Source organism: Pseudomonadota bacterium (assembly GCA_030860485.1).
In the GTDB taxonomy this organism is placed as follows: domain Bacteria; phylum Pseudomonadota; class Gammaproteobacteria; order JACCXJ01; family JACCXJ01; genus JACCXJ01.
The window spans coordinates 1-24,051 of record JALZID010000029.1; the positions used below are offsets into that span (position 1 = coordinate 1).

At 65.1% G+C, this 24,051-nt stretch carries 23 protein-coding genes and 3 pseudogenes; 4 read left to right on the forward strand and 22 right to left on the reverse strand.

Going from position 1 to position 24,051, the window contains the following annotated elements; all coding sequences use genetic code 11:
• Window positions 1-386: hypothetical protein (locus M3461_01230; protein MDQ3773095.1), on the forward strand; the 386-nt coding region annotated here is incomplete at its 5' end.
• Between the two features lie 1,463 nt (window positions 387-1,849).
• Here M3461_01230 and M3461_01235 read toward each other — a convergent pair.
• The 11 genes and pseudogenes from M3461_01235 to metK all read right to left on the reverse strand — a co-directional run bounded on the left by M3461_01235 (window position 1,850) and on the right by metK (window position 10,288).
• Window positions 1,850-2,696, reverse strand: a pseudogene (locus tag M3461_01235) (transposase).
• Window positions 2,697-3,254: 558 nt separating this feature from the next.
• Entirely contained in the window at window positions 3,255-3,416 is a 162-nt protein-coding gene (locus M3461_01240; protein ID MDQ3773096.1) for a hypothetical protein, read from the reverse strand.
• A 301-nt stretch (window positions 3,417-3,717) separates the two neighbouring features.
• On the reverse strand, window positions 3,718-3,864 hold the full coding sequence (locus M3461_01245) for a hypothetical protein (protein MDQ3773097.1): 147 nt from the start codon (window positions 3,862-3,864) through the stop codon (window positions 3,718-3,720).
• A 79-nt stretch (window positions 3,865-3,943) separates the two neighbouring features.
• The gene (locus M3461_01250; protein ID MDQ3773098.1) at window positions 3,944-4,126 is read right to left on the reverse strand and encodes a hypothetical protein; all 183 of its coding nucleotides are present in this window, start codon (window positions 4,124-4,126) and stop codon (window positions 3,944-3,946) included.
• Between the two features lie 29 nt (window positions 4,127-4,155).
• Window positions 4,156-5,139: a UDP-glucose 4-epimerase GalE gene (gene galE, locus M3461_01255; GenBank protein ID MDQ3773099.1), complete on the reverse strand. Its 984-nt coding sequence runs from the start codon at window positions 5,137-5,139 to the stop codon at window positions 4,156-4,158.
• A 126-nt stretch (window positions 5,140-5,265) separates the two neighbouring features.
• Window positions 5,266-5,865, reverse strand: a pseudogene (locus M3461_01260) (AAA family ATPase).
• A gap of 204 nt (window positions 5,866-6,069) precedes the next feature.
• Window positions 6,070-6,216: pseudogene (locus M3461_01265) on the reverse strand (sigma 54-interacting transcriptional regulator).
• Window positions 6,201-6,647, reverse strand: coding sequence for a response regulator (locus tag M3461_01270; protein MDQ3773100.1), 447 nt, complete (start codon window positions 6,645-6,647; stop codon window positions 6,201-6,203). Before M3461_01270 ends, M3461_01265 begins: the two are co-directional and overlap by 16 nt.
• Before the next feature lie 147 nt (window positions 6,648-6,794).
• Window positions 6,795-7,682, reverse strand: coding sequence for a methylenetetrahydrofolate reductase [NAD(P)H] (gene metF, locus M3461_01275; protein ID MDQ3773101.1), 888 nt, complete (start codon window positions 7,680-7,682; stop codon window positions 6,795-6,797).
• A 23-nt stretch (window positions 7,683-7,705) separates the two neighbouring features.
• Entirely contained in the window at window positions 7,706-9,019 is a 1,314-nt protein-coding gene (gene ahcY, locus M3461_01280) for an adenosylhomocysteinase (GenBank protein MDQ3773102.1), read from the reverse strand.
• 69 nt (window positions 9,020-9,088) lie between these two features.
• Window positions 9,089-10,288 (reverse strand): methionine adenosyltransferase, encoded by a 1,200-nt coding sequence (gene metK, locus M3461_01285; protein MDQ3773103.1) that lies wholly within the window; start codon window positions 10,286-10,288, stop codon window positions 9,089-9,091.
• 179 nt (window positions 10,289-10,467) lie between these two features.
• Between metK and M3461_01290 the strand changes: the two genes are divergently transcribed.
• The 3 genes from M3461_01290 to M3461_01300 all read left to right on the forward strand — a co-directional run bounded on the left by M3461_01290 (window position 10,468) and on the right by M3461_01300 (window position 13,421).
• Window positions 10,468-11,028: a thioredoxin family protein gene (locus tag M3461_01290; GenBank protein MDQ3773104.1), complete on the forward strand. Its 561-nt coding sequence runs from the start codon at window positions 10,468-10,470 to the stop codon at window positions 11,026-11,028.
• A 146-nt stretch (window positions 11,029-11,174) separates the two neighbouring features.
• Entirely contained in the window at window positions 11,175-12,200 is a 1,026-nt protein-coding gene (gap, locus tag M3461_01295) for a type I glyceraldehyde-3-phosphate dehydrogenase (protein ID MDQ3773105.1), read from the forward strand.
• 15 nt (window positions 12,201-12,215) lie between these two features.
• Complete coding sequence (locus tag M3461_01300) at window positions 12,216-13,421, forward strand: phosphoglycerate kinase (protein ID MDQ3773106.1); 1,206 nt, start codon at window positions 12,216-12,218, stop codon at window positions 13,419-13,421.
• 53 nt (window positions 13,422-13,474) lie between these two features.
• On the opposite strand, the gene ptsP is transcribed toward M3461_01300, so the two are convergent.
• The 11 genes from ptsP to M3461_01355 all read right to left on the reverse strand — a co-directional run bounded on the left by ptsP (window position 13,475) and on the right by M3461_01355 (window position 23,694).
• A complete protein-coding gene (ptsP, locus tag M3461_01305; GenBank protein ID MDQ3773107.1) occupies window positions 13,475-15,214 on the reverse strand; it encodes a phosphoenolpyruvate--protein phosphotransferase in 1,740 nt (579 codons plus the stop codon).
• Complete coding sequence (locus M3461_01310; protein ID MDQ3773108.1) at window positions 15,211-15,480, reverse strand: HPr family phosphocarrier protein; 270 nt, start codon at window positions 15,478-15,480, stop codon at window positions 15,211-15,213. Before M3461_01310 ends, ptsP begins: the two co-directional genes overlap by 4 nt.
• Window positions 15,481-15,485: 5 nt before the next feature.
• Entirely contained in the window at window positions 15,486-15,878 is a 393-nt protein-coding gene (locus tag M3461_01315; GenBank protein MDQ3773109.1) for a PTS fructose transporter subunit IIA, read from the reverse strand.
• A 10-nt stretch (window positions 15,879-15,888) separates the two neighbouring features.
• Window positions 15,889-16,755, reverse strand: coding sequence for an RNase adapter RapZ (gene rapZ / locus M3461_01320; protein ID MDQ3773110.1), 867 nt, complete (start codon window positions 16,753-16,755; stop codon window positions 15,889-15,891).
• Complete coding sequence (gene hprK / locus M3461_01325; protein MDQ3773111.1) at window positions 16,756-17,787, reverse strand: HPr(Ser) kinase/phosphatase; 1,032 nt, start codon at window positions 17,785-17,787, stop codon at window positions 16,756-16,758.
• Window position 17,788: 1 nt separating this feature from the next.
• Window positions 17,789-18,307, reverse strand: coding sequence for a PTS sugar transporter subunit IIA (locus M3461_01330; GenBank protein ID MDQ3773112.1), 519 nt, complete (start codon window positions 18,305-18,307; stop codon window positions 17,789-17,791).
• Window positions 18,304-18,624 carry a ribosome-associated translation inhibitor RaiA gene (gene raiA / locus M3461_01335; protein ID MDQ3773113.1) on the reverse strand — a complete coding sequence of 107 codons (321 nt, stop codon included), beginning with the start codon at window positions 18,622-18,624 and terminating at the stop codon, window positions 18,304-18,306. Before raiA ends, M3461_01330 begins: the two co-directional genes overlap by 4 nt.
• 106 nt (window positions 18,625-18,730) lie before the next feature.
• Window positions 18,731-20,218 carry an RNA polymerase factor sigma-54 gene (locus M3461_01340; GenBank protein MDQ3773114.1) on the reverse strand — a complete coding sequence of 496 codons (1,488 nt, stop codon included), beginning with the start codon at window positions 20,216-20,218 and terminating at the stop codon, window positions 18,731-18,733.
• A 148-nt stretch (window positions 20,219-20,366) separates the two neighbouring features.
• The gene (locus M3461_01345) at window positions 20,367-20,708 is read right to left on the reverse strand and encodes a hypothetical protein (GenBank protein MDQ3773115.1); all 342 of its coding nucleotides are present in this window, start codon (window positions 20,706-20,708) and stop codon (window positions 20,367-20,369) included.
• A 236-nt stretch (window positions 20,709-20,944) separates the two neighbouring features.
• The gene (locus tag M3461_01350) at window positions 20,945-22,246 is read right to left on the reverse strand and encodes a hypothetical protein (protein ID MDQ3773116.1); all 1,302 of its coding nucleotides are present in this window, start codon (window positions 22,244-22,246) and stop codon (window positions 20,945-20,947) included.
• A 26-nt stretch (window positions 22,247-22,272) separates the two neighbouring features.
• Window positions 22,273-23,694 (reverse strand): hypothetical protein, encoded by a 1,422-nt coding sequence (locus M3461_01355; GenBank protein MDQ3773117.1) that lies wholly within the window; start codon window positions 23,692-23,694, stop codon window positions 22,273-22,275.
• Between the last annotated feature and the right edge of the window lie 357 nt (window positions 23,695-24,051).

The following is a 24,051-nucleotide window of genomic DNA, read 5'->3' on the forward strand; positions in this document are numbered from 1 at the left end:
CGTGGACTATGCGCGGGATGTCGATGCGGGCGGCTGGCGGGGGGCGGCTCACCGGGGTCGATGCGGTGATCAACGCGGTCGGGATCCTGCGGGAGGGTCGCGGGCGGCGTTTCGATGCCATCCACGACCAGGCGCCGGGCGCTCTTCGCCGCCTGCCGCGAGGCGGGCGTGCGCCGCGTCCAGTCTCGGCGCTCGGTCCGGATGCCGGTGCCGCGAGTCGATTCCACCTGAGCAAGCGGGCGGCGGACGACTACCTCGGCACGCTAAACCTCGAATGGGTCATCGTGCAACCGGCCTTCGTGTATGGGCTCGACGTGGAGCCTCCTCGGCGCCGTGCTCGGCGGCGTCCGCGCCGCCCGTATCGAGCCCTCGGACGGCCTGCGTGAGGTTTGATGATGGCACGAGAGCGGGGGCAGGCGTTTTAATCGCGACACGAGGGGCGGGCCTGCGGGGCTCCGGAGTTCTTGACGCGCAAGGGCTATCTCATCATGACCTACCTCACCGACAGCGATCCGGATCTCGCGCTCGGGCCCCTGCAAGCGGCGGGTGCACCGCCGCATCTCGGGCGGGCCAGAAAGTACTGAGCTTGCAAACCGTTCCTACACAGAAGCGCCGCCTACCGCTGGGTGCTGTGTCAACGGGCAGGGCTTTAGCCTCCATGCCGAGGTGTGCTGCGCCGCCCATCAGAGGAAGAAACTCGAACGCTTGTGCCACTACATCACCCGCCCCGCCATCGACCAATGAACGGCTTGCACTCAACCGGGCCGGGCAGGTGGTGCTCACACTGAAGACGCCCTATCGGGAGGCACGACCCATATCGTGATGTCACCGCCGAAATTCATGCAACGACTCGGCGCGCTGGTTCCCCGTCCGCGGCTCCAATTCATCGCCTTCCATGGCGTGCTCGCACCCAACGCCAAGCTGCGTCCCGAGATCATTCCTAGCCCGCCGGGTCAACGCCAATACCCCCTCAGCGGACCATGCCGAGGCGCCCCCTCCGGCAGCGCCTGTCCCTGAGCTGGGCCAGGTTGCTCAAACGGGTGTTCGATATCGACTTGGAACACTGCCCCCATTGTGCCGGCCCCTTGAAGATCATCGCCGCCATCGAACATCCCCCGTCATTGCTAAGATCCTTGTATGTTTGTTTTCAATGATTTTTATATACTGCTGTTTGGACGTGGTAGGCCGTTTTAGATCCGTGGGACGACAAGCCCGAGGGTGAGCGTGGGTCGCCACATCCTGCTCTGATTAACCCGAACGGTTGCTGGGGCCATGAGCCCGCATTTTTGCAAGGTGGGGTATGAGCGAGAATCCTGAGATCTTTGTTGGCATCGACATCTCCTAGGACACGCTGGACATTGGTTTTCAGCCCCCTGGGCATACCGGCGAGCTTCCTCACGATGAGCAAGGCATCAGCGAGGCGACGAGACGCTTGCGCGAGGCCGAGCCACGCCCGGTTGCTCACCCACTTCGGCTTGCCCGCCCGGGCACCGCCCCGATCCCCGCCGCGGCTATTCGACCGACTCCAAATAGCCTGACCCGAATCCGATAGCCTCCTCCCTCCGGTTCATCTCCCCGAGCCGACGATCGTCCTCGGCCTGCGCCCGCTCGAGACGCCAAAACACCCGAAACATAGGCGGCTCGGGCCGATGAAGGGCCCGAAAGTGCCCGATTCCAGGTCGAGGACCGCTATGCTTGACGGCTCACGAGCCCAAGCAGTATGATGCCTCTTTGAGATTCCCGCCCCGGGCGGCGCGCGCGGCCACCCAAAATCGACTCCCGGCGGCCACTCTCTCGATTGAAAAAGAGGGAAGTCGACCTATTGGGCTCGGGAGCCTTTTGTTTGTTGTCAAGCGAATTTAGGGTTCCAGGGTGGGTTGGATTTAAGCATGGCGTTCAATGATGCTGAGTAGCTTGTGCATGCAGGCGACGATAACCACCTTAGCGGGTTTCCCGGCCGCCTTGAGGCGTTGAGCGAAGGCGTGGATGACGGGATTGCATCGGATGGCAGCGACGGCCGACATGTACAGCACGCCCGCCCCAGAGACCCGCTTGCCCCGTTGTTTGCCGCTGTCGTTGGCCAGGGGGGCGAGGCCCGCGAGTGCGGCGATCCCTTTGCGGTCGAGGGGGCCCAATTCGGGCAGTTTGGCGAGCAGGGTCGCGGAGGTCGTGGCTCCCACGCCTGGAATGCTGCGCAGGAGGTCATCCTTCGTGCGCCAGGCGGGGCTTGCACATAACCGCTGCCTCAAATCGGTATCGCTCTCCTCGATGCGTTTGTCCAACCAGGCGATGTGGTTTTTGAGGCTTTTTTGCTGCACCTTCGAGGCACGGCCCAAGCGGAGGGATTCTTGAACCCGCATCTCCACCAGCTGGCGTCGGCGGGTGACCAGATCGTCGAGCTCCCGCGCGAGTGCATCCTTCATCGGACGCAGCTCGGGACGTATCGCACCTGACGCGGATTGACCACAACCACCGCCAACCCCGTGGCCATCAGCGAGGCCGCAAGCCGTCTCAAGGCCCCCTGTGGCTTCGAGCACGACCAGGCGTGGCTCGGCCTCGCGCAAGCGTCTCGTCGCCTCGCTGATGCCTTGCTCATCGTGAGGAAGCTCGACGGTCTGCCCAGGGGGCTGAAAACCAATGTCCAGCGTGTCCTTGGAGATGTCGATGCCGACAAACGTCTCAGGATTCTCGCTCATACCCCACCTTGCAAAAATGCGGGCTCATGGGCCCCAGCAACCCGTTTGGGTTAATCAGAGCAGGACGTGGCGACCCACGCTCACCCTCGGGCTTGTCGTCCCAGGGGATCTAACGGCCTACCACGTCCAAACAGCAGTATATAAAAATCATTGAAGACAAACATACAAGGATCTTGGCGATCGCGGGCGGATCTTCGATGGCGGCGATGATCGTCAAGGTACCGCCGCACTGCGGACACTGCGCGATATCGATATCGAATACCCGCTTGAGCAACTGGGCAAAGCTCAGGCACACCGGCGCCGAGGGATGGGGCGCGTCAGGCGGACATTGTGATTTGCCAGGCGCTGTTGGAGCACGTGCCCTCGACCGAGAGGGCGTTTCGAGCCATCGGAAGTCTGCTGAAGCCCGGCGGGCTGGCGCTGATCTTCGCTCCATCCCGTAATGCCGTCTTTGCGCGGCTCAACCTGCTGCTTCCACAGCGGTTGAAACGCGCGATTCTCTTCGCAGTCTTCCCCGAATCGCGATATCGCGATGGGTATAGCTCTGATACTGAGCCCTCAATGGACCGTTCGTTTAGGGAATAACACGACGTTTTCGGGGATCTCGACGGTCCGCTTGTAGGTGTTGGACAGCAGCTTCCAGGCACGCGCGAAGCGCTCGCTTTGGTGGAGGGCGCGAAACGTCAAGATGGCCTGGCCCCCGGCCTGCCGCCAACGCATCCCCGAACGCGGCGGGCCGCGCCGGGTCGATCGGCTGGTGCATTACGAGCCCGAAGCTGCCGACCCGATCGTACTCCGCCGCGAACGGCAAAGGATCGGTGCCCGGCAGGATGGCGATCCCGTCTCGGCGGGCGTCCTCGAAATGAGCGGGTCGCCCTAGAAACGCCGTGCGGCCGCTGTTGTCCCCGAGAAAAAAAACCCAGGGCCTCGTGGTCTTTCAGCAAGCCCGAGACCACCTTGCCGCGTCCGCCCCACCATTTCCCAAATCCCCACGGGATCACGGCGACGGCCCCAGCCGATCTCACGCTCGGTCTATCACCCCTCGAATCGGTTCCCCGTCCGGGACGAAGCCCTCGAAACCCAGGGCCAGGACCTCCAATCTTTCGGCCGTGACGATCTGGCGGCCTGCGATGATATACAGGCATTGTTCATGGCGCTCCGCCGTCACGGAGCCGGTCTCCTCCGTGTGTCGTAGAAGCCACTCCCCAAGCCCAGAGCCTTCGCCGTCCGCCCGTGCCGAAAGGCGCTTAAAACAGTCGGCGCGCGCGGTCTCGGTCAGCATCAGGACCGATGAAACCATCCTCGCCATCGTGGGCGCGCGCGGCGCGCTCGAAATTGGCGTGAGCCGCGTCGAAAAACCCGGCCAGGGGGAAACAGCCATGGATGTGGACATGGGTGTCGATCAGGACCGCGGGTGTATCACCGGGCATAGGTATGCCTCACGGTGTGGCGGTGCGTTTCAATAGGCACGGGTTCGCTCCCACCGCAGCGACGTCTCGACGATCGTGTGCAGGTCGTCGTAGCGCGGTTGCCAGCCCAAGACCCGGCGGATGCGGTCGGCCTCGGCGACCAGGACCGGCGGATCGCCGGCGCGGCGCGGACCTTCGCATACCTCGAGCCGCTGCCCGGCGGCCTTCTCCACGGCGGCGATGACCTCACGCACGCTGTAACCCCGTCCATAGCCGCAGTTCAGCGTCGTCGATTCGCCGCCCGACACCAGGTATTCCAGCGATTTCACATGGGCATCCGCGAGGTCTTCGACATGGATATAGTCACGGATCCCGGTGCCGTCCGGGGTCGGAAAGTCCGTGCCGAAGATGGCGAGGCTCGCACGCCTGCCGGCGGCGACCTCGGCGGCCACCTTGATGAGGAGCGTGGCATTACGGGTCGACTGCCCGATCCGGCACGACGGATCCGAGCCCGCGACATTGAAATAACGCAGGATCACGAAACGCAGGGCGCTCTGCGCAGCTACATCGCGTAGCATCCATTCGCTCATAAGCTTGGAGGTGCCGTAGGGATTGATGGGACGGGTGGCGGTGTCTTCACGGGCACACGCGCCCTCGGGGATCCCATAGACCGCGGCCGTCGAGGAGAACACGAAGTGCTCGACGCCGCCGTCCGCACAGCACTCGAGCAGGTTGCGTGTCTTGCAGGTATTGTTGCCGTAGTATTTCAATGGCAGCGCAATCGATTCCGGTACCACGGTGTGGGCCGCGAAGTGCATGACGGTCTCGATGTTGTGCTCGCGCAAGAGGCGCGACACCAAGAGCGGGTCTCCGCTGTCGCCGACCACGAGCACCCCGTGGATCACCGCCTCCTTGAAGCCGGTCGAGAGGTTGTCGAGGACCACCACACGGTGGCCGGACTCCCCGAGCTGCCGGACCACATGACTGCCGATATATCCAGCCCCGCCGGTTACCAGTATCGAGCGTTTTTGCACCTGGATCCTCCAACCCTAGGACAGACGAGCGAAAGGCAAGTATCGAGCCACTAGAAACCGCTCCGTAGGCGCAACCAGTCAACGGCCGGGCCGCTCCTCCTTCCCGGTGACACCCGAGCCGGTGAGGTATTCGGCTACCTGCTGCGCCGTGAAGGGCGTGAGGTAAAAGCTGTAGGTGATGCGCTCCTTGAGCTGGCGGATGCGGGGGGTGGCCAGCGTCTCGTCCAGCTCGGGCTGTCCGAACATCACGATCTGGAGGAGCTTCTCGTCCTGGGTCTCGAGGTTGCTCAAGAGCCGGACCTCTTCCAGGGTCTCGATGGGCATACCCTGGGCCTCCTTGATGAAGGTCACGACCCGTACGTTCTGGGCATGTCTCCGGATCAGATAATCCTGAAGGGTGTGCAAGACCTTGAGCCTGCTGTCCGATGCCGCGGCCGGCAGTTTCAGCTCGAAGGCGATGGCGTGCAGGATGTGCTCGGGTGAAAGGCTCGGATTGGCGAGATAGACGATCTCGGTGTTTTCCGGCAGTTCCCGCGCCAGCATCCGGCACAGCATGGTCTTGCCGCTTCCCACCTCGCCGACGACCTTGACGATGCCTTCGCCGCTCGTGACGGTGTACACCAGGGATTCCAGCACCGCGCCGCGGTTGCCCCCCGGAAAGAACAAACGCGTGTCGGGCGTGATCTTGAAGGGCGCCTGCGCCAGCCCGAAATAGCTGAAATACATCTCAACCCCGCGAGTCGGCGAGCCGCTCGATCTTGCTGTAGAGCGTGCTGCGATTGACCCCGAGCAGGCGCGCGGCCGGGCTCAGGTTTCCATGGCCCAGCTTGAGTGCCGCATCGATGTAGCGCCGCTCCCACGCGGCGAGGGTCTCATCAGCCTGAAACCCGGCGTCTCGATCTGGCGTTCGGCGACCTGGTCCGAGCTCAGGGCCCCCGTATCGATCGGGGCAAAGACCTCGGACTCGAGCTCCGAATTGACGGACAAAAACGGCTGGTGCGCCCGCTGGCTCTCGGCGTGGAGGCGATGAGCCACCAGTTCCTTTCCCACCCCCGGCTCGCCTACGACCAGGACCGGAAACGGCACATCGGCGAACGTCGGATCAAGGCCCGCAGGGTCTCGATAGCGGGGCTGGTGCCCAGGAGGGTGCCGCCTTCGCTGGAGGCGCGGGCCTGTCTCTCCGCCGCCACCATCGCGGACTGATGGGCAAGCCGGTCCTTGAGCACCAGCGCATCGGTCGGCTTCGGGATGAAATCGGCGGCACCCAAGGTCATGGCGTGCTGGATGGTGGCGCGCGAGCTCTGCCCGGAGAGGACCAGGATCTTCATGCCGGGGTCGAAGGCGAGGACTTCACCGATCAGCGTGAAGCCCTCCTCGGGGCTGTGTGGGGTGGGTGGCAATCCGAGATCGACTAGCGTCAGCGCCGGCACCGGGCAGAGGGAGCTCAATAAGGACTTGGCCCCGGCCCGCGTCGCGGTGCTGTGGGTCTCATACTCGTCATCGAGCACGAGGCCCAGGGACTCGACGATCAAAGGGTCGTCGTCGACCAGCAAGAGCTTCGTCTTGGGGGTCGGGTTCGTATCGGTGCGCCCAGCGGTGTCGTGTGTCACCACACCCCTCAGCCCTTGCGGGCCCCAACGGCGTACGGTTCGCGGCTATGCAGCAGAAATCGCGACCCGGCTGCGCGCGTCTGCCGCGCCGATCCCGAGATTACGCCAGATCGCGATCGAGGCCTCGGCTTGGTTCATGGTGTAGAAATGCAGCCCCGGCGCGCCCCGCTCGAGGAGCTGTCGGCACAGCTCCGTCGTCACGTCCACGCCGAAATCGCGGATCGCCACGCGGTCGTCGCCGAAGTCTCGCAGCCGCTTCAGGATCCAACGCGGGATCTCGGCCCCGCAGGCATCCGAGAAACGCAGCAACTGCGTGCAATTGATGATCGGCATGACGCCAGGGACGATGGGGATGTCGATGGCGAGCTTTCGGGATGCCTCGACGAAGCGGGAATAGGCGTCCACGTTGTAAAAATACTGGGTGATGGCGCTGTCGGCCCCGGCATCGACCTTACGCTTGAAGTTCAATAGATCGGCCTCGGCGCCCGCCGCCTGGGGGTGGAACTCCGGATAGGCCGCGACCTCGATGACGAAGTGATCCCCGGTCTCGCGGCGGATGAACTCGACCAGCTCATTGGCATAGCGCAGCTCCCCGTAGCTCGACGTACCCGAGGGCAGATCGCCGCGCAGGGCCACGATCCGGTCGATCCCGGCCGACCGGTAGGTCGCCAGCACATCCCGTAGCTCCTGCGTCGGATACCCGATGCAGGAGACATGGGGGGCGGCCGGGATCCCGGTCTTGTCGCGGATCTCGACCACGGTCTCGAAAGTGCGCTCTCGCGTGCTGCCCCCCGCGCCGAAGGTCACGGAGAAGTAATCCGGCCGCAACGCCGCGAGGCGGTCACGCGTGACCTCGAGCTTCCCCACTGCTTCCGGCGTACGCGGTGGGAAGAACTCGAAGCTGAAGAGCTGATCGCTTGTGTGTGATCTCATCGAAGACACACTGCAGGCTAACCTCAGTACCGGTAGTATTCCGGTTTATAGGGGCCATCCACCGGGACACTGATGTAGGCGGTCTGCTCCTCGGTCATGCGCGTGAGCTTGACGCCGAGCTTGGCCAGATGCAGGCGCGCGACCTTCTCATCGAGGGCCTTGGGCAGGGTATAGACGCGCTTCTCGTAGTCCTGGTGATGGTTCCAGATCTCGATCTGGGCCAGGACCTGGTTGGTGAAGGAGGCGGACATCACGAAGCTCGGGTGCCCGGTTGCGCATCCGAGGTTCACCAGCCGCCCTTCCGCCAGCACGATGAGGCGCTTGCCGTCCGGGAAGACCACGTGGTCGACCTGGGGCTTGATGTTTTCCCAGCGATACTGCCGCACGGAGGCGATGTCGATCTCCGAATCGAAGTGTCCGATGTTGCACACGATGGCCTGGTCCTTCATGGCGCGCATGTGCGCGTGGGTAATCACGCGCACGTTGCCGGTCGCGGTCACAAAGATGTCCCCCTGCCCGCAGACATCGTCCACGGTCACCACCCGGTAACCCTCCATGGCGGCCTGGAGCGCGCAGATGGGGTCGATCTCGGCGATCCACACCGTGGCCCCAAGCCCGCGTAGCGCCTGGGAGCAGCCCTTGCCGACATCGCCATATCCGATGACCACCGCGACCTTGCCGGCGATCATGACGCCCGTGGCGCGTTTGATCCCGTCCATCAGGGACTCACGGCAGCCATAGAGGTTGTCGAACTTCGACTTGGTCACCGAATCGTTGACGTTGAAGGCCGGGACCTTCAGGGTGCCGGCGCGCATCATTTCATAAAGACGATGCACGCCTGTGGTGGTCTCCTCCGACAAACCACGCACGCCTTCCAGCAACTCCGGAAAACGCTCGTGCATCACTTTGGTGAGATCGCCCCCGTCGTCGAGGATCATATTAGGGCGCCAGCCGTCCGGACCGAAGATGCTCCGCTCGATGCACCACCAGAACTCCTCCTCGCTCTCCCCCTTCCAGGCGAACACCGGCATGCCTTCCGCGGCCATCGCGGCCGCCGCATGGTCCTGGGTAGAGAAGATGTTGCAGGAGGACCACCGCACCTCGGCGCCGAGTTGCACCAGGGTCTCGATGAGCACCGCCGTCTGGATGGTCATGTGGAGGCAGCCGGCGATCCGGGCCCCGGCGAGCGGTTTTTGATTCGCGTACTCCTCGCGCAACGCCATGAGGCCCGGCATCTCGGTCTCCGCGATGCGGATCTCCTTGCGACCCCATTCCGCAAGCCGGATGTCGGCGACCTTGTAGTCCACTTGGAACCGCTCGAGGGGTTGTGTGCTCATCAATTGCTCCTATGCCCTAGTAATATCATTTGAGGTCAATTTCAGTTTCGTTCGGAAAAGGGTGTAGCGCTAGCCCACGCGCGCTAGCGGCGGGCGTTCCTGTATGACGGTGAGCCCCAACGCGTCCTGCAAGGCCTCGATCCGATCGGTGCGCTCCCAGGTCAGCTCGCTCTCGGTGCGCCCGAAGTGTCCATAGGCCGCGGTCTGGCGGTACACCGGGCGCAGCAGTTGTAGCATGTCGATGATGCCTTTGGGCCGTAAATCGAATACCTCACGCACCGCGGCGATGAGGCGCGATCCGTCCACCGCACTGGTCCCGAAGGTATCGACGTTGATGGAGGTCGGCTCGGCCACCCCGATGGCATAGGACACCTGGATCTCGCAGCGCTCGGCCGCCCCGGCGGCCACCAGGTTCTTGGCGACATAACGCGCGGCGTAGGCCGCCGAGCGATCCACCTTGGACGGATCCTTGCCCGAAAACGCACCGCCGCCATGACGGGCCATGCCACCGTAGCTGTCCACGATGATCTTGCGTCCGGTCAAGCCGCAATCCCCCATCGGCCCGCCAACCACGAAGCGCCCGGTAGGGTTGATGAAGAAACGCGTGTCCTTGTTGATCCACTCGGCCGGTAGGACTGGCAACAGGATCTCGTCCATGACGGCCTCCCGCAAGGTCGCCTGAGAGACCTCGGGGCTGTGCTGGGTCGAGAGCACTACGGCATCGATGCCACAGGGCCTCTGATCCTGATAACGGAAGGTGATCTGGCTCTTGGCGTCGGGCCTGAGCCACGGCAGGGCCCCGCTCTTGCGCACCTCCGCCTGGCGGCGCACCAGCCGGTGCGCGTAGGTGATGGGCGCCGGCATGAGCACGTCGGTCTCGCTGCACGCATAACCGAACATGAGCCCCTGGTCCCCGGCACCCTGCTCGTGCCCCTCGGCCTCATTCACGCCCTGCGCGATGTCCGCCGACTGCTGGCCGACGGAGACGATCACGCCGCAGGTGTCCGCATCGAAGCCCATGTCCGAGCTCCGGTAGCCGATGTCGCGGATGACCTCGCGGGCGATGGTGCGAAAATCGACCTGCGCCGAGGTCGTGATCTCCCCGGCGATGACCACGAGCCCGGTGGTGAGGAGCGATTCGCAGGCGACCCGGCCGCGCCGGTCCTGGGCCAGGATCGCGTCCAGGATCGCATCGGAGATCTGATCGGCCATCTTGTCCGGATGCCCTTCGGACACCGATTCGGAGGTAAACAAATGTGTGTGTTCCATGGTATCTTCTCTGTAGCGCCCGTTCCAAAAGCGGTTAGTTTAACTTTTTTCCGAAAGAATAGGGGGACACGGGACGAAGGACAACTTACGTTGCGCGTGTCTCCCCATCCGCAGGGGCCCGAGTCGCGCGCGTTTAGCAAGAACCATGACATGCTTATCGAACCGCTAGGAGGGCTACCATGGCGTTGATGCAGGCCCCCGTGTGTGACTTCGGTGCGCCCGCGCCGGATTTCTCGTTGCGCGGGATAGACGGCAACACCTGGTCGCTCGCCGAGTGCCGCGGGGAACGGGGGACCTTGGTGATGTTCATCTGCAACCATTGCCCCTACGTCCAGGCCATCCAGGAGCGGCTGGTGCGCGACACCCGCGCGCTGTTCGATCAGGGTGTCAAGAGCGTCGCCATCATGCCCAACGACCCCGGCGACTACCCGGAGGATTCGTTCGACAACATGCAACGGGTGGCGGCGCGCCTCGGCTATCCCTTCCCGTATCTCATCGACGACACCCAATCGGTGGCCCGGTCTTACGGCGCGATCTGCACGCCCGACTTCTTCGGCTACGACGCCGATCTGCGCTTGCAGTACCGCGGGCGGCTGGACGAAAGCGGGCGTCACCCGGCACCGCCCGAGGCCCGTCGCGAGCTCTACGAGGCGATGGTAGGCATCGCGCACACCGGCCAGGGTCCCAGGACGCAGGTCCCGAGCATGGGTTGCTCGATCAAATGGGCGAAGCCGGACTAGGGCCGGGCCGCCGACGATCCGCACCGTGAGCACCCCGCAGAGACAGGAGGCCTACCGGCCTCTCCTCCGGGAGAGGATCAGGGTGAGGGGATCAAAAAACCGCGTTCCGTGAACGTGCGTGGTAATGAATCGATAGGAGAGGCACCATGACAATCAAGATCGCAATCAACGGTTACGGCCGCATCGGCCGGAACATCCTGCGCGCGCTCTACGAAGGCCAGTACCGATCGAACAATGGCCGATCGGATATCGAGATCGTGGCCATCAACGATCTGGGCGACGTCAAGACCAACGTGCACCTGACCCGTTATGACAGCGTGCACGGGCGTTTTCCCGGGAAGGTGGAAGCCACCGCCGAGGCCATGCTGGTCGACGGCGACCGCATCCGGGTGCTGGCCGAGCGCGATCCGGCCAAACTGCCGTGGGCCGAGCTCCAGGTCGATGTGGTACACGAGTGCACCGGCCTCTTCACCACCAAGGCCACGGCCGCGGCCCATCTCCAGGCCGGCGCCAAAAAGGTCATGGTCTCGGCCCCCGCGACCGAGGTCGATGCGACCGTGGTCTACGGCGTCAACCATAAGGGCCTCAAGGCATCCGATACCGTCATCTCGAACGCCTCGTGCACGACCAATTGCCTGGCGCCGCTCGTCAAGCCCCTGCATGAGCACATCGGGGTCCTGCGCGGGGTCATGACCACCATCCACGCCTACACCAACGACCAGGTCCTGATCGATGTCTACCACAAGGACCTCAGGCGGGCGCGCTCGGCGACCCAGTCGATGATCCCGACCAAGACCGGCGCCGCCGCGGCGATCGGCCTGGTCCTGCCGGAGCTCGCCGGCAAGCTCGACGGCTACGCCCTGCGCGTCCCGACCGTCAATGTCTCGCTCGTGGATCTGAGCTTCGTCGCGGCGCGGGAAACGAGCGTCGAGGAGATCGACGCGGTCATGAAACAGGCGGCCGCGGGTGATCTACGCGGCGTGCTCGAATACAATGGCGAACCCTTGGTCTCGGTGGATTTCGACCACCATCCGGCGTCTTCGATCTATGAGGCCAGCGAGACACGGGTCATCGATGGGACGTTGGTCAAGGTGCTCGCCTGGTACGACAACGAATGGGGGTTCTCGAACCGCATGCTCGATACCACCGTCGCCTGGATGCAGGCGCGCTGAGAGCTCAGTACTCCGATGCTCTCCATGTCGGATCTCGCGCTCTCGGGGAAGCGGGTCCTGATCCGCGAGGACTTGAATGTCCCCATCGAGAACGGCCGTATCTCCGACGATACCCGCATCCGGGCCGCGCTCCCCGCCATCCAGAAGGCCCTGCTGGCCGGAGCCCGGGTGCTGGTGGTCTCGCACCTCGGGCGCCCCCAGGAAGGGAGCTATGACGCGTCGCTGTCCTTGGCACCGGTCGCCGCGTCGCTGTCCGCGCTGCTCGGCCGCGAGATCAGGTTCTGCAAGGACTGGCTTTCCGGCGTCACGGTCGCGCCCGGTGAGGCGGTCTTGTGCGAGAACGTGCGCTTTGAGCGCGGCGAGAAGGCCGACGACGATGTGCTCGCGCGCAAGATGGCGGCGCTTTGCGATGTCTATGTGAACGACGCCTTCGCCACCGCTCACCGCGCCGAGGCCTCGACCCATGGGATCGCCAAGTATGCCCCCAAGGTGTGCGCCGGGCCGCTGCTTCAAGCCGAGGTCCAGGCGCTGGCCCGGATCGTCAAGGACCCCGAGGGGCCGCTCGTGGCCGTGATCGGCGGATCGAAGATCTCCACCAAGCTCGCGTTACTCGAGTCCCTGATCGAGAAGGTCGACCGGCTCATCGTCGGCGGCGGGATCCTGAACACCCTCCTGCGCGCTGCCGGCCTGCCCGTCGGGAAGTCCCTTTGCGAAGAGCCGCTCCTCTCGGTGGCCCGTTCCCTCATGGACAAGGCGCGCGCGCGGGGGGGCGAGATACCGCTGGCCGAGGATTTGGTGTGCGCCAAGGAATACTCGCCCACGGCGCGCGCGACCGTCAAACCCGCCGCCGAGGTCTCCGAAGACGATCTCATCCTCGATATCGGCCCCCAGACCGCGGCGCGTTTCGCTGGATTATTGACCGAGGCCCGCACCATCGTCTGGAACGGGCCGCTGGGTGTGTTCGAGCTCGAGCCCTTCGCCGCCGGCACGCGCGCCATCGCCGAGGCCATCGGCGCGAGCGATGCCTTTTCCATAGCCGGCGGGGGCGAGACGCTCGCGGCCGTCGCCAAGTTCGGCGTCGCCGAACGCCTCTCCTACCTCTCGACGGGCGGTGGTGCCTTCCTGGAGTTCCTGGAAGGCAAGACCCTGCCGGCCCTCGCCATCCTGAAGGAACGCGCCAAGGCCGATCCCGACTATGTACACCCGAGCGAGGGGTACTGAGTTTGTGAAGAGTTCCGTTGCGCGCGCCGTCGGGTTGCGTGCAATCAGCGGCCTCACAGCACGCCCTTGTTGATGGCGATGAGCAGTTCCTGGGCTTCGCTGGGGGAACGACTGTTCAGGAGTTGCACGGCGAGCGTCGCCACAGCATCGAACGAGGTTGAGTTGACAATGCGCTTGACCTCCAGGAGTGTCGCCGGGTGGACGCTGAACTCCCTCAAGCCCAACCCCAGGAGCAGGCGCACATAGCGTAGATCGCCGGCCATCTCCCCGCACATGGCCACCGGGGTGTGACAGCGCGCGGCGGCATCGATCGTGGTCTTGATGAGCCGCAAGACTCCGAGATTCAACGGATCATAAAGATAGCTCACCTCGTCGTTGACGCGGTCGATGGCCATCGTGTATTGGATGAGGTCGTTGGTACCGATGGACAGGAAATCCAACTCCCGGGCAAACAGGTCGGCGCACACGGCGGCCGCTGGTACCTCGATCATGCCGCCGATCGGCATCTTCTCATTGAAAGGGATGGAGGCCGCCCGCAACTCCTGGCGGATCCCTTCGATGATAGCCAATACCTGATGCAGTTCCTGCAGGCTGGCCAGCATCGGGATCAGGAGCCGCACCGGCCCCAGTGCCGAGGCCCGGAGGATGGCGCGCAGCTGTGGGAGGAACAGCCCCGGCTCCTTCAGGCACAGGCGCACCGCGCGCAGCCCGAGTGCCGGGTTGGCGGCGCCGGGGCGCGCGTGCCCGTCCATCTCCTTGTCGGCCCCGATGTCCAGCGTTCGGATGGTGATGGGCAGGGACTCGAGCAGCCGCAGCACCTCGGCATAGACCTCGAAATGCTCGCCCTCGTCGGGGGGGTCCGGACGATTCATATAGAGGTACTCGGTACGATAGAGGCCGACGCCGGCGGCGCCCACGGTCAGCACCGTCTCGAAGTCCTTGGGCAATTCGATGTTGGCCTCCAGGATCACGGCAATGCCGTCCTGTGTCCGGGCCGGCGCCTCCTTGAGCTTGCCGAGCTCGGCGAGGTCATCCCGCTCCTGGCGCTGCAGACCCTGGTAATACTCGAGGGTCCTGGCATCGGGGTCCAGTACCACCACACCCTTGCCCCCGTCGACGATGAGCACATCGTCCTCGCGCACATAGCGGCGCGCCTGGTGCAAGGCCACGATACCCGGGATCCCGAGGCTGCGCGCCAGGATCGCGGTGTGCGAGGTGGCCCCGCCGTACTCGGTCACGAAGGCCGCGATCCCCTGGTGTTGCATGACCACGGTGTCGGCCGGGGTCAGGTCGTCGGCAACGATGATGTATCCGGCGAGCCGGCTGTCGGGGACCTCGTGGCGCAGGGCCCCGTGATTCTGGAGGATACGCTGGATGCGGTGGACCACGTGGTCCACGTCGTCCTTGCGGGTGCGGAGATAGGGGTCGTCCATCTCCTCGAATACCGCGACCAGGGCGTCGCGCTGCAACCGCAACGCCCACTCGGCGTTGCAACGCCGCTCGCGGATGAGGCGCGCCGGCTCCTGGCTCAACGCCGCGTCTTCCAGCATCAAGACGTGGGTATCGATGAAGGCCGCGATGTCGGTGGCCGTGCCCCGAGGGATGTGCCCGCGGATGGCGCGCAGTTGCTGGCGCGCCAGGACCGTGGCCTCGTCGAGGCGCCGCACCTCGTCTTCCACGAACTCCCGCGCGACGCAGTACTCGCTGATCTCGAGCTGGTCCCGGATGAGGATATGCGCCTTACCGATGGCGATCCCCCTGGCGACCCCGATCCCGTGCAGCGCGATGCTCATTCGGCCTCCCCGAAGCGATCGCAGATCAGGGCCTCGAGTCGTCGAACGGCCTCGTGCTCGTCGCTGCCGCTCGCAGAGATGGCGATCTCGCTACCCCGGTGGGCGGCCAGCATCATGACGCCCATGATGCTCTTGCCGTTGACCTCGCGCCCGTCCCGCGCCACGGTGATCTGACACTCGAAGCTTGCGGCCAGCTGCACGAAACGCGCGGCCGCCCGGGCGTGCAGGCCGAGCTTATTGACGATGACCACCCGACGCTCCTCCATGTCCCTCAGCACGCCACCTGGAACACCCCGTCACGTCCGGCACTCAGCGCCTTGGCCATCAGGCCCTCCAGGCCCATACCCGGATAGTTGAATACGCGGATCAGCATCGGCAGGTTGAGACCGGCGACCAGCCGCCGGTCCTGGCGGGAGTCTACGAGGCGCTCCGCTATATTGCTGGGCGTCGCACCGTAGAGATCGGTCAGGACCAGGACCCCATCGCCGTCGTCCAGGGCAGCGCACAGCCCCGTGGCACGCCGATAGAGGTCCTCGGGGTCACACTCGGCCCCCGCGCCGAGGACCTTGGTCCTGAGCGGGCAACGGCCGAGCGCCTGGCGGGCGCTGTCGAGGAGCACGGCGCCCAGGCGATCGTGAGTGACGATCAGGAGGCCGACGCTCACTATATATCCCTCACATGTCTCGATAGGTGACGAGCAGGGCGCGGCCGGTGCTCCCGAGGCGTTCGGCCAGCCGCTCCGCGACATACACCGAGCGGTGGCGTCCGCCCGTGCAACCGATGGCGATGGTGAGATAGGCGCGGCTCTCGGCCTCGAAGCTCGGCAACCAGCGCTCCAGGAAGGCCCCGATCTGCTCCGTCATCGCCCGCACCTCTGGTGCCCCCTCCAGATAGGCGACGACCTCGGGGTCCTGTCCGCAGAGGTCGCGCAACCGTATCTCCCAGTACGGATTCGGCAGGCAGCGCACGTCGAACACGAAGTCCGCGTCGGCCGGTACCCCGTGTTTGTAGCCGAACGCGATGAACTGCAACGACAGGGTCCCGACCGGACGGAGCGCGATGCGCTCTCGCACCCGATCGCGCAGTTGGTGCACGGAGCTGTGACTGGTGTCGATGCGCAGATCGGCACGTTCCGACAGGGCCCCGAGCAGGCGGCGTTCTTCCTGGATCGCCAAGGCCAGCGACAGGTCCTGCCCCGAGAGCGGATGGCGGCGGCGCGTCTCGCTGAAACGGCGGATCAGGGTCTGGTCATCGGCCTCGACGAACACCAGATCGGCCACCGCCCCGCGCCTCATCTCCACCAGGCGCTCGGGAAATTCCGCCAAGGAATCGGCCGGGTTACGGGCATCGATCCCGATCGCCATGTGCCGGTATTGCGGCTGGTCGACCTCGGCGATGTGGCGCAGGAACGCCGGCAGGAAGCCGATGGGGAGATTATCGATGGTGTAATAACGCAGATCCTCGAGGGCGTTCAGCACCACCGTCTTGCCGGCCCCCGAGAGGCCGGTCACGATGACCAGCCGAGGTACCGAGAGGCCCATTCAGGACGCCGCCCGGTCGGTCTCACGCTCCAGCATCGCGCGCTGGCGCTGCATGAAATCGTCGGCCGAGTTGTAGCCGCTCATGCGCAGGATATGGTTGCGCGCGGCGCATTCGACGAGCACCGCCAGATTGCGCCCGGGCGCCACCGGCAACAGGATGTCGGGGATATCCAGCCCCAACACCCGGCGCGTCCGATAAGTCCCCCCGAGCCGCTCGATGTCCACGAGGCCGGGCCGATCCAGGCGCTCCAGACGGATGATCAGACGGAGGTATTTATTGCTCCTCAAGGCCCCCGCGCCGAACAGCTCGCGGATGTTCAGGATCCCGAGACCGCGCACCTCCAGGAAGTCCTGCAGGGCCTTGGGGCAGGTGCCGTTCACGATATCCGGGGCGATGCGCGAGAACTCCGGCGCGTCGTCGGCGATCAGGCGATGGCCGCGGGTGATCAACTCCATTGCCAGCTCGCTTTTCCCGACCCCGCTCTCGCCGGTCAGGAGCACCCCTATCGACATGACCTCCATGTACACCCCGTGCAGGGTCGCGGCCTCGGCCAGGAGGTTCGACAAGTAATAGTGCAGGTCGTCGGCCAGCTTGTTGCTCGGCAGCGGCGACGCCAGAAGCGGGGTCGCGCTCCCTTCGCAGGCCGCGCGCAGTGGCTCGGGGATGTCTTGTCCTTCCGCGACGATGACACAGCGCGGCTCGTGACTCAAGAGCTGTCTCAAGGCGTCCTCCCGCGAGATGTCCCTGAGCCCGGTCAGGTACTGGATCTCGGAATCGCCCAGGACCTGGATCTCATTGGGGTGGATGAGGTTCAGGTGCCCGACCAGCGACTTCTTCGGCGACCCCCGCGGCGCCATACCCCGGCGGGTCTCGATGGTCGTGATGTCGTCACCAATGACCTTGCGCCCGTCGGCGTGGACCAGACCCGCCACGATCTTGCGCGTCGCGCCGGCACGTCCCGCGACCCACGCGAGCTGCAAGCGCTCGGCATGGATAGCGAACAGCTCATCGATCGCGACAGTGGCCATCATGTCATTGTGCGGGCGACCAGCCGGTCAAGATCGCGTAGGCCTCGGCAGGCCCGCTGCTGGCCCGAAGGCGGGCGACCAAGTCCCTATCGCTGGACATCTCCGCCAGGTGTGCCAGGATGCGCAGGTGATGATCCTGGCATTCGGCAGGGACCAGGAGCGCAAAGAAGAGATCCACCGGCTGATTGTCTGCGGCATCGAAGTCCACGGCCTTCGCGGCGTGCAGAAAGGCCGCGCGCGGCCCATCGCAGCATTCCATCCGCCCGTGCGGTATGGCGATCCCACGCCCGAGCGCCGTGCTACCCAGGCGCTCTCGGGCGAGCAGACCCTGGAACACCTCACTCGCCGTAGCGCCACCGCCATCCCCCGCGATCAGCCCGGCCAGGGCTTCCAACACCGCCTTCTTGCTGCGCGCACCGGCGTTCCATGCCACGCGGCTTGGCGCCAGGATCTCCGCTAACTCCATGGACGGCCCTGCAATATTGACGGCGTTGCGCGCCTGGCTCACGACTGGCCCGATCACGACTGGCCCTTGAGCCCTCCATCGGCGCGGTGGTGGTCGGTCAGTTGTTCCTTATGGCGGATCAACTGGCGGTCGAGCTTGTCGATCAGGACATCGATGGCGGCGTAGAGATCATCGTGCTCGGCATCGGCGTACAGGCGCCCGCCGGCGACATTGATGGTCGCTTCGGCGCGCCGGCGTTGTTTCTCCACGGCCAGCACGACGTGAACGGTGGTCACATGATCGAAATGACGTTCCATCCTTTCGAGCTTGGTCTCGACGTAAGTCTTGATCGCCGGCGAAACTTCCAGATGATGCCCCGTGAGATTGATCTGCATCATGACTCCTATGACTGAAACCGCTACCGGGTCTTCAATGTGGGTGGAGGGGACGTTCGATGAAAAGCGGGCTCGATAAAAAGGGGGCTCGATAAAAAGAGGCCCCTTACACCAGCCGCTTGCGCTCGTTGGACGGCGGGATCGCCATCGCCTCGCGGTACTTCGCCACCGTCCGGCGCGCCACCTGGATGCCCTGCTGGGTCAGGACCGCCGCGATCTTGCTGTCGCTCATGGGGCCTTGGGGATCCTCCTCGGCGATCAGTTTCTTGATCACGGCCCGGATCGCGGTCGAGGAGCAGGCCCCGCCGGTGTCGGTGTTGAGGTGGCTGGAGAAGAAGTACTTCAACTCAAAGATCCCGCGCGGCGTGTGCATGTACTTGCGGGTGGTCACGCGCGAGATGGTGGATTCGTGCATGCCGAGGACCTCGGCGATATCGTGCAGGACCAACGGTTTCATCGCCACATCGCCGTGCTCCAGGAACGCCCGCTGGCGCTCGACGATGGCGGTCGCGACCCGCAGGAGCGTTTGGCTGCGGCTCTGCAGGCTCTTGATGAACCACCGCGCCTCCTGCAGGTGGGCGCGCAGCGAGGCATTGTCGGCACTGGTGTCGGCGCGCCGGATCATGCCCGCATAGTAGGGGTTGACACGCAGGTGTGGAACGGCCTCGGGGTTGAGCTCCACCTGCCAGGCGCCGGCCGTGCGGCGGACATAGACATCGGGGACCACGTACTCGATCCGCGCCGACTGCAAGTGCGCACCGGGCCGTGGGTTCAAGGACTGGATCACCTTGATGACCTCCTGGAGCGCTTCCTTGTCGAGCTTCATGCGCCGCGCGAGCTGGTTGTAGTCGCGCGCCACCAGGATATCGAAGAACTTCGCGATCAAGAGCTTGGCCTCTGCGAGCCACGGTCTGCCCGGTTCGCCTTGCTGGAGCTGCAAGGCCAGGCACTCGCGCAGATCGCGGGCCGCGACGCCGGGTGGATCGAGGTTCTGTACCCAGTGCAGCATGGCCTCGATCTCGTCCATCTCGACCCCGGGCTCCGCGTCGTTGCCCAGCGTCTGCTGGATCTCTTCCAGGCTCGCCCCCAGAAAGCCATCGCCGTCCAGGGCATCCACGACGGCGTAGGCGATGACCTTGTCCGTCTCCGTGATCGGGGCCAGGTTGATCTGCCAGAGCAGGTGCTCCCGGAGTGATCCCTCGGCCGAGCGCTGGTTCTCGAGCTCCATGGCGTTCTCCGAGCTGCCGCTGCCGCCCGAAGCGCCGACCGGCGTGTCGAAGACATCGTCCCAGGCGCTGTCCACGGGCAGTTCCTCGGGGATGTTGCCCGTGATGTTCTCATCGGTGGCCTTTAGATCGGCATTGGGCTCGGCTTCGCGCGCCGGACGGTCGGCCTCCCCCTCACCGTTTTGCGTCTCGGTGCTGCGCCCCAGGTCCTGCTCCTCGTCGATCTCGAGCATCATGTTCGAATCCAGGGCCTCTTGGACCTCGGCATTGAGCTCGGCCGTCGAGAGCTGCAGGAGGCGTATCGCCTGCTGCAACTGCGGCGTCATCACCAGGCTCTGTCCCAGGCGTAGCTGGATCGACTGTTTCATGGCCTCTTGGGCTTATCGGCGTCGCCGGGGAGCGCACACCCGGCACGGGCAGGCCTCCAGGGGAGGCCATTTTACCGCAAATCGCCCGCGGCATCGCCACATACGAGATCGGGCGTGCCGGTGCCGGAACCCTCCGGCAGGGGGTGCACTACCCCGGACGCCGGATCCCGAGTTTCTTCCTCCGCGATTCCAGGGTCGTCGGCCTGAGCCAGAGGCGCTCGGCCGCGCCGTTCGGGCCGGCGACCCGCCAGCGGGTGGCCTCCAGGACGCGGAGGAGCGCGTTCGGCCTCTGCCATGCTCTCCGGCTCCGGGTCGCCCTCCTGGATCGGCACGCCCAGGGCCTTTTTGAAGGTCGCTCGGCACCGGCGCGTTCAATGACGTGCTCCAGCTCGCGCACATTGCCGGGCCAGTCCTGCGCCTCGAGTGCCGCCATGAGGGCCGGCGAGACGGTTTCGAGGGGCTTGCCGTAGCGCTCGGCGAAACGGCGCACGAAATGCCCGACCAGTGCCGGCAGATCGTCCCGGCGTGCGCGTAGCGCGGGGAGCGCGATGAGGAAGACATTGAGGCGAGTACAGATCGGCGCGGAAGCGGCTCTCCCGGACGCTTCTCACCCCTAGCGCGTCGTCCCGGCCCGGTCGGCGCCAGTGGCTCATCGGGCGTTACGCGTCTTAGTTAGGGGCGCCGGCCGCGGGGCTGGGGTTGCGGGGACCCGGGTGCCGGACGGCCCTACCGGCAACGCGCCCTGAAGAGCGCCCGTTGGGCGGCGCCCTGGATCGTCACTGGGCGGCGGCGCGGCTTGAAGGTGCAGGACCGCTCCCTCTGCGGCTCGACCGTGTAGTTGCCGTCCGCAACGCCGAGAAAGGCATAGTTCCCGCGCCGGTCGGTGATCGTGGTGCCCAGGCAGCCCCCCGCCCCCCTGAGTGTCACGCTCACGCGGGCCAGGCCCTTCTTCTCCGCCTTGATCCGGCCCGAGAGCGTGTGACTGCCCGCGCCCACGCAACTCACCAAAGTCTCCTGCGTCGCCGTATTGTTGGCCGGGTTGGAGTCGGGCTCGAGGCTGGATACGGTGGCGGTGTTGGTGAGCGTGGCCGGCAGCGTCGGGGTCAGCACCACGACGGCGGTCCGGGACTGTCCCGCTTGGAGGGCCCCGAGCCCGCACGAGACCCGACCAGCCGACTGAGAGCAGGTTGCGAAATCGGCTGTGGCGGCAAAGACGAAGCCGCTCCCCGTGGGCAGCGTATCGACGAGGGTCACACCCGTCGCGAGCGCCGGACCGGCGTTGGTGACGGTCAGCACGTAACCCAGCTCGTTGCCCACCGGGACCGGTCCGATCAACCCGGACTGCGTGACACCCACGTCCGTGTCGCACTGTCCAGCAGCGGTATTGGCGCAGGGGGCGGGGGCGCTCAGGACGAAGTCCGTCGCGTTATTTGCAGTGCTGCCGACGCGCCGGAGGCTCACGGCCCCGGTGATCGGGAGCGCAGGAGCCGGGGATCCGAAACCTTCTCTGTCACCGGCAAAGGCCCCATAGGAAAGGCACTCGGTTACAAACTCAAATGCGCTGATATCGTTCTTGTAGCAAACCTTTCCGGCGTTCGCCGCGACCATTGGCGGCATGATGAAATCGGGGTCGGGCATAGTCGTTAGATCGGCAAAGGCCTGGGTAGCAACCAGGATCGATCGGCCCGCCCCCGCGATCGGGGTGTTGTGGGGAAAACCGAAGCCTTTTTCTGGGTCCCCAATCGGGATGCCGGCAGCATCGAAGAAGAACAGCCTGGCGGCGCTAAAATCCGGGAACCCGGACCCGTCCACGCACCCGAACGGACCCTCAGGATCGATGTCTCCGCTCTGCTGGCAATTTTCGTTGGGTCCCAGCATAGTCAACTCGATGAACTGAATCGCCGGATTGCCGTTGGCACCGGCCATGACCTCCTGGATCTGGATAATATGAAAGGTGGCGTGTACGGGGAAGATCGCCAGATACCCCATGAAAAACGCCATGGCGGCAAGTACCCTACGGGTTTCCATATCACTCATCTCCTGTCGGGTGGGTGCTACGGTGCGGTGGGCGCCGCGAGGCGCCCGCGTGCCGCCCGTTGTCTTCGAATCGCCCTTCGGATCGCCGTTTTCGAACAGGGCTCGCAGCCGGTCACGGACGACCTGGCCTTGTCAAGGAGCGTCACGGCATCGGGATGCAGGCCGGCGCCCGCGAGGACTTCGATCGCATCTTCGATCTCGCCTGCCGAGCGTGCCACGAACCGTGCCCTGCGCGCTGCGTTTCGGCTCTTCAGGGCGGAACGCTGCAAGCGGATGGCGCTGTCGATGTTGTCTAACGCGTTGATGACCCTGAGAAAGGCGGCCACCGCCTCCACCTGGGTGGTATCGAGATGGATGCCGCCCCCGATCTGCCGAGCCCCACGGGAGTTATTGAACGCATCGCTATTGTAGAACGCGACCGCGCCTTCGAGGGTGGCGATGGCGTTGTTGTGGAAGAACGGGGGGGTGTCGGCGGCCTCCACCAGCGGAGGGATGTTGAAGCTCCCGTCCCCGAAGCCGAGTTGCGGGATCGGGTTGGGGCCTTGTCCAAACCCACCGTCGGGGGGCACGGCTTCGCCCGTCAGACTTGCCGGCGCGTCTAGGAGGGCCTCGACCCCGATATCGAAGCGGATGTTCCCCAGATTGCCGGCGCCAAGGTCGGTGTTGGCCCCGGCGTTGACGTGGCACAGGTTGCACTTCCCGAGGGTATCGTCGAGAAAGATGTCCTGCCCGCGGCGGGGGACCGTCCCCTTGAGCGCCAACGGCAGAACCGGATCAGACTGCCGGCCCAAGGACAGCTGGAAGGCCAGCAAGGCGTCCAGCTCCGCCTCCGTCGGCAGCCGGAAGTCCACGCCGGGCACGCGCTGCAATGTCCTGGTGAAGTGCTGCATCACGGCGCCGGTGGCGAACGATCGGAGCGTACGATCGCCGGGTGCGCCGTCACCCGACCACCCGGTCTGCGGCCCCGAAAAGCTCGCCACCGAGGTGGACAACGACAAGACGTGCGGGACGCCCCGTAGGACGCCGGGATTCTGGAATCCATCCACGTTTTCGAGGATCAGACCGAACTCGCGCAAAAGTCGCGGGTTCTCAAGAGTGGCCAGGTCCGGATCCCGTTCCGCGATGAACAAGGGGTCGTTGTGTTCGAGCGTGGCGATGAATGCCGGGTCCAGGGTGAAATTGTTCTCCACGGGGTGGCAGGTGCCGCAGGTCCTCCCATTGCCGTTGAAGGTCTCGTTGAAGAACAGGTCTTCTCCGTGGGCGATGAGACGGGCCCGCGCGGAGCCGGCGTCCGCTCCGGGCACGGCCGCGGCCCGTCGTGCCCCCCCGACCCGCCCCTCCGGCAACGGGTGCGCGAAAGCGAGGGCTAGGGAGCCTACCAGCAAGGCGAGGACCCGCGAAGAACCCGCAAGAACCGCTTTCAAGGATAGCCGGGCCACGGGATCCGTCCCTCGGAAGGTCATGCTGGCATCCGGTGCGAAGCGAACATGGTCACACTATCGATCCATCTATGGACCACTTTAAAGAGGACAACAAGCCGCACGTGCTACCCGAGTGCATCGAACGAGACGCCGCACCATTGGCACCCGCGGTCGGGTGCCGAAACTACACCATCCGTCGCGTTTGCAAAGTGTCCCGGGACTTGGCGCGTACGTGGCATAATCCGCACCCCTAGCAGCCTGTCGGACTTAGCGTGGAACTTTTCAAGCGCGAGGGGATCGGATCGGTCAGGGTTCCGATGAGCGAGCGCGCATGAGCCATTTCCGTCCCTGTGATCGTGACACCCCTTACCTGCT